General features: G+C 79.6%; 6 protein-coding genes and 1 pseudogene. 3 read left to right on the top strand and 4 right to left on the bottom strand.

Annotated features, from left to right (window positions below):
• From ABEB16_RS16465 to ABEB16_RS16455, 3 genes and pseudogenes are all read right to left on the bottom strand, one after another.
• Positions 1 to 287, bottom strand: a pseudogene (locus ABEB16_RS16465) (hypothetical protein); the annotation flags it as partial.
• Entirely contained in the window at positions 284 to 862 is a 579-nt protein-coding gene (locus tag ABEB16_RS16460) for an RNA polymerase sigma factor (RefSeq protein ID WP_345713308.1), read from the bottom strand. The gene ABEB16_RS16460 and the pseudogene ABEB16_RS16465, both read right to left, overlap by 4 nt.
• 161 nt (positions 863 to 1,023) lie before the next feature.
• Positions 1,024 to 1,485: an ester cyclase gene (locus ABEB16_RS16455; protein WP_425560226.1), complete on the bottom strand. Its 462-nt coding sequence runs from the start codon at positions 1,483 to 1,485 to the stop codon at positions 1,024 to 1,026.
• Positions 1,486 to 1,687: 202 nt separating this feature from the next.
• Between ABEB16_RS16455 and ABEB16_RS16450 the strand changes: the two genes are divergently transcribed.
• From ABEB16_RS16450 to ABEB16_RS16440, 3 genes are all read left to right on the top strand, one after another.
• A complete protein-coding gene (locus ABEB16_RS16450; RefSeq protein WP_345713306.1) occupies positions 1,688 to 2,329 on the top strand; it encodes a TetR/AcrR family transcriptional regulator in 642 nt (213 codons plus the stop codon).
• Positions 2,330 to 2,499: 170 nt separating this feature from the next.
• Positions 2,500 to 3,504, top strand: a complete 1,005-nt coding sequence (locus ABEB16_RS16445; RefSeq protein ID WP_345713305.1) for a DNA-3-methyladenine glycosylase family protein — start codon at positions 2,500 to 2,502, stop codon at positions 3,502 to 3,504.
• A complete protein-coding gene (locus ABEB16_RS16440) occupies positions 3,501 to 4,412 on the top strand; it encodes a polysaccharide pyruvyl transferase family protein (protein ID WP_345713304.1) in 912 nt (303 codons plus the stop codon). The genes ABEB16_RS16445 and ABEB16_RS16440 overlap by 4 nt, the downstream gene beginning before the upstream one ends.
• A 3-nt stretch (positions 4,413 to 4,415) precedes the next feature.
• On the opposite strand, the gene ABEB16_RS16435 is transcribed toward ABEB16_RS16440, so the two are convergent.
• Positions 4,416 to 4,678 (bottom strand): hypothetical protein (locus ABEB16_RS16435; protein WP_345713303.1); only part of this gene is annotated, 263 nt, incomplete at its 5' end.

The raw sequence follows: 4,678 nt of genomic DNA, 5'->3' as shown, positions 1-4,678 counted from the left end.
GAGCCCTGCCAGGCCGTCAGGCACGTCAACCCGTCCGCCGCACCACCGACGTACCACTGCTCGTACCCGGCGTACGCCGCGCCGCCGCCCAGCGCGAGCGCCCCCGCCACCGCGGCCACCGCTCCCCGCCGCCCCAGCCGGCGCCGCCGCGCCCCTGCCGTCCCGCGTCCCGTCCGCACGACGCCCTCCCGCAGGGCGTCCAGCGCCCCCCGGTCCACCCGGGCGAGGTCCGCTCCCGCGGCCGGGTCCGCCGCGCGCAGCCGCGCCAGCACGTCGTCGTCCCTCATCGCCCCTCCTCCAGCCCGGGACGGGCGGACGCCCACCCGTCCGCGACACGTCCGGCCGGCAGCCCGCGTCGCGGTGCGACACCTGCACCCTCGATCTCCGCCATCGCCCGCAGCAGCCGCGTGCGGGCGCGGTGCAGCCGGACGCGGACCATCGCGCGGGACACCCCGAGCGCCACGGCGATCTCCTCGCGCGCCAGGTCCTCCCACGCCACCAGGCGCAGCACCTCGCGGTCGTCCTCGGGCAGCCGGCGCATCGCCTCGGCCACCGTGCCGTCACCGGTGTCCGGGGGCGCCACCACCCGGGGCAGCTCCTCGCGCAGCCGGTCGGCGAGGGCGTGCCGCCGCCGCTCGCCGCGGTGGTGGTTGGCCAGCACCCTGCGCGCCACCCCGAACATCCACGGCCGGGCGTCGTCGCCACCCGGCACGTCGTCGAGCCGGCGCCAGGCGACGAGGAACGCCTCGGCCACGACGTCGGCCGCGTCGGCGGGGTCGGCCACGCGTCGCACGGCGTAGGCCAGCAGCGGCCGGTGCGTCCGCTCGAACAGCGCGGCGAACCGGTCCTCGGGCGATCTCACGGGCGTCCTCCTGCGGCGGGGGGCTCTGACACCACCACCTGTCCGGTCCGCCCCGGAGCGTTGCAGGTGCCACCCGCCCACCCCGGTGGGGACGTCCCGCCCGCGACACGCCGGCGCGTCGCGCCCGGACGTCCCCACCAGCCCACCCCGGCGGGTGGCGCTCAGCGCCGGCGGGCCCGGCGGGTGGCCAGCAGCACCCGCACCGCGTAGCGCGGGCCCGGCGGCGCCCAGCCCAGCTGGGCCGCCTGCCCGAGGTCGTCGCGGTCGGCCCAGTGCTCCACGACGAGCCCGCCGGCCAGGCGGAACCAGTGGGTCTGGGCGACGGCGAAGGCCCGCCCGGTCGCCGGGAAGGCCCGCTCGGGGCGCCCGTCCGCGCCGTGCACGACGAACGTGCCGGTCTGCCGCCCGGACATCGTGGTGCGCAGCACGACCAGGTCGCCGTCCGCGGCCGTCTCGTGGACCTCCCAGCGCAGGTCGGCGAAGGCGGCGCGCAGCCACAGCGCGGAGGCGTGCAGGGCCGCGGGCCCGGTGCCGCGGCAGGCGGGGGGCTCGCTGGCGGCCTCGCGGTTGTGCGCCCGCGGGTGCACGACGGCTTCGAAGTCGCGCAGGTCGCCCTCGGCCATGAGCCGCACGGTGTGCGCGCAGAGCGCGACGGCCGCGGCCCGGTCGGGGGTGGGCGGTGTCACGGCTGGGGTCACGGCGGGGGCGGTGCCCGGGCCGGCGGTCGGTGTGGTCACTGGTCCTCCTGCTGCGCTGCGCCGGGACGTCCATCCGGTTGAGGGCGTTAAAATCGTTTGAATGACATCAAACGACTAGTGTGCCCGCGTGTCAACGCCTCGCCGCTACGCCAGCGCCCTGCGCGCGGAGCAGGCCCGCCTGACGCGCCGGCGGGTCATCGCCGCCGCGCACGCCCTCTTCCTCGAGCGGGGCTACGCGGCCACGACCGTCGCCGCCGTCGCTGCCGCGGCAGGCGTCAGCCAGCAGACCGTCTACAACGCCGTGGGGGCCAAACCGGCGCTGCTCAAGGCCGTCTACGACGTCGCGCTCGCCGGTGACGACGACCCCGCGCCCATCGCCGACCGGCCCGGGGTGCGCGCCGTGCAGGAGGCCCCCGACGCCCGCACGGCCCTGCACCGCTACGCCGCCCTCGGCCGCGGGCTGCTCGAGCGCGCCGGGCCGCTGCTGGCGCTCCTCCTCGCCCAGGTCCCCGGCGACCCCGACCTGCGCGAGTGGCTGCGCACCACCGACGGCGAGCGCGCCACCGGCACCGCGCGCGCCGCCCGCTTCGTCGCCGACCGGTTCGGGCTGCGCGACGGGCTCGCCGTCGACGAGGCCGCCGACCTGCTGTGGACCCTCACCGCCCCTGAGATCGCCGTGCGGCTCGTCCACGACCGCGGCTGGTCCTGGGACCGCTACGAGGCGTGGCTCGGGCGGGTGATGGCCGACTCCCTGCTCGGCCCGGGGTGAGCGGGGCCGTCGCGGGGACGTCCTGCAGGTGCCGCCCCGGCGTGTCGCTGCCGGACGTCCCCGTCCCGATGGGCCCGGCGCGCGGCGGGGACGTCCTGCCCCGACGCGCCCGCGCGTCGCGTGCGCAACGTCCCCCTCGAGGGACCGACCTTCGCCCCTACCCTGGCCCCGTGACCGCCGAGTCCGTGCCCGACGCGGGACCCGACCCGGGGCCCTGCGCCGGCCCCCGGGTGCTGCGCTGGCGGCCGGGCCGGCCCGTGGACGTGCCCCTGCACCTGTCGGCGCTGCGCCGCGGCGGCTCGGACCCCACGTTCGCCGCCGCCGGTGGCGTGGTGTGGCGGGCCACCCGCACCCCCGAGGGCCCGGCCACCCTGCGCGTGGTGGCCGTGCCCGCCGACGGGGAGGTGGAGGCCGCGGCGTGGGGCCCGGGTGCGGACTGGGCGCTGGCCGGGGTGCCGGACCTGCTCGGCGCCGCCGACACCGACGCCGACGACTTCCGGCCGCTGCCGGAGCACCCGGTGCTGGTGGAGGCCTGGCGGCGGCACCGGCACTGGCGGCTGCCCCGCAGCCGGGCGGTGTTCGAGTGCCTGTCCGCCTCGGCGCTGGAGCAGGTCGTCTCCACCCGGGAGGCGTTCGCGTCGTGGCGCTGGCTGGTCCGCCGCTACGGCGAGCCCGCCCCGGGGCCGGCGAACCTGTTCGTCCCGCCCACCCCGGAGCAGTGGCGGCGCATCCCGTCGTGGGCGTGGCTGCAGGCCGGGGTGGAGCTGCGCCGGCGCCGGGTGACGATCGCGGCCGCCCCCTGCGCCGCCGCGCTGGAGCGCACCCTCGACGTCGCGCCCGCCGTGGCCGACCGGGCGCTGCGCAGCCTGCCGGGGGTGGGGGTGTGGACGTCGGCGGAGGTGCGCGCCAGGGCGCACGGGCACGCCGACGCCTTCAGCTTCGGGGACCTGCACGTGCCCGGGGAGGTGTCGTTCGCGCTGACGGGGCGGGTGCTGGACGACGCCGGCTGCGCCGAGGCCATCGAGTGCTACCGCGGCCACCGCTACCGGGTGCAGCGGCTGGTGATGCTGTCCGGTTCGCGCCGGCCGCGCACCGCGCCGCGGATGGCGCTGCCCACCCACACCCCGAGCCGCACGACGCCGGGGTGGCGCGGGCAGCGCGGGGCCGCCCGGTGAGGGTGCTGGTCGTCGGGTGGTCCAGCCCGCTGCACGGGGAGTCCACCGCCGGTGACGTGCTCAGCGCCGAGGCGGTCTGCGCGCGCCTGGCCGCCGAGCGGGTGGCGTTCGACACGGCGTGGAGCCCGGCGATGCACCGGGCGTACGGGCCGCGCGGCGGGCTGCTGCTGGACGACGCCGTCGCCCGCGCGGCGGACTACACGCACCTGGTGTGGGCCTGCGGTCCGCTCACCGGCCGGCAGGTGCAGGAGCTGCACGAGGCGTTCGCGCACTGCCGGCGCCTGGCCGTGGGGGTGTCCGTCCTGGACCCCGCCGACCCGGCGGTCACGGGCTTCGACGTCGTGGTGCCGCGCGACGCCCCGGGCGCGCCGCCGCAGCGGGACCTCGCCGCCGCGGCCCCCGTGCCGCCGCTGCCGCTGCTCGGGGTGTTCCTCACCCACGGGCAGGGCGAGTACGGCGCCGCGCGCCGCCACGAGGAGGTCTCGGCCGCGCTGGGCGGCTGGCTGGCCGAGCAGCGCTGCGCCCGGCTGGTGCTGGAGACCCGGCTGGACCCGCGGGACTGGCGGCTGCCGGCCACGGCCGAGGAGGTCGTGGCGGCGGTGGCGCGCACCGACGCCGTCGTCACCACCCGGCTGCACGGCCTGGTCCTGGCGCTGCGCGCCGGGGTGCCCGCGATCGCGGTGGACCCGGTCGCGGGCGGGGCGAAGGTGAGCGCGCAGGCCCGCGCGTGGGGCTGGCCGGCGCTGGTGGGCGCGCAGGAGCTGCTGGCCGGTCCGGGCGTCCTCGACGAGCACCTGGCGTGGTGCCTGTCGGGGGCGGGGCGCGCGGAGGCGGCGCGCTGCCGCGACGAGGCACCGGGCGCGGGGGCGGCGCAGCTGGAGGCCCTGGTGGCGGCGCTGCGGGGCTGAGGCTCAGCCGCCGACCTCCACCACGACCCCGTCGTCGGTGCGCAGCAGCCGGCCGCGCAGGTCCTCGGCCCACACGGCGGCCAGCAGCCGCTGCGCGAGCATCCCCAGCGCCAGGGCGTCGCCCCCCACCAGCCGCACCCGGGTCCCGTCCGCGAGCGCCGCGGCCCGGGCGGCCTCGGCGGCCAGCGCCACCGCCACCGCCACCGCCAGCCGCGCCCGCAGCGGCCCGGCCGCGACCGGCGGTGGTGCCACGTGCGCCGCCCCCA

This window comes from Kineococcus glutinatus, assembly GCF_039542765.1.
In the GTDB taxonomy this organism is placed as follows: domain Bacteria; phylum Actinomycetota; class Actinomycetes; order Actinomycetales; family Kineococcaceae; genus Kineococcus_A; species Kineococcus_A glutinatus.
This window is presented reverse-complemented; position numbering and strand designations above follow the sequence as displayed.

Coding starts and splice junctions, on each gene's coding strand:
- ABEB16_RS16455 (WP_425560226.1), bottom strand. CDS start 1,485: ATGGCCGAGGGCGACCTGCGCGACTTCGAAGCCGTCGTGCACCCGCGG.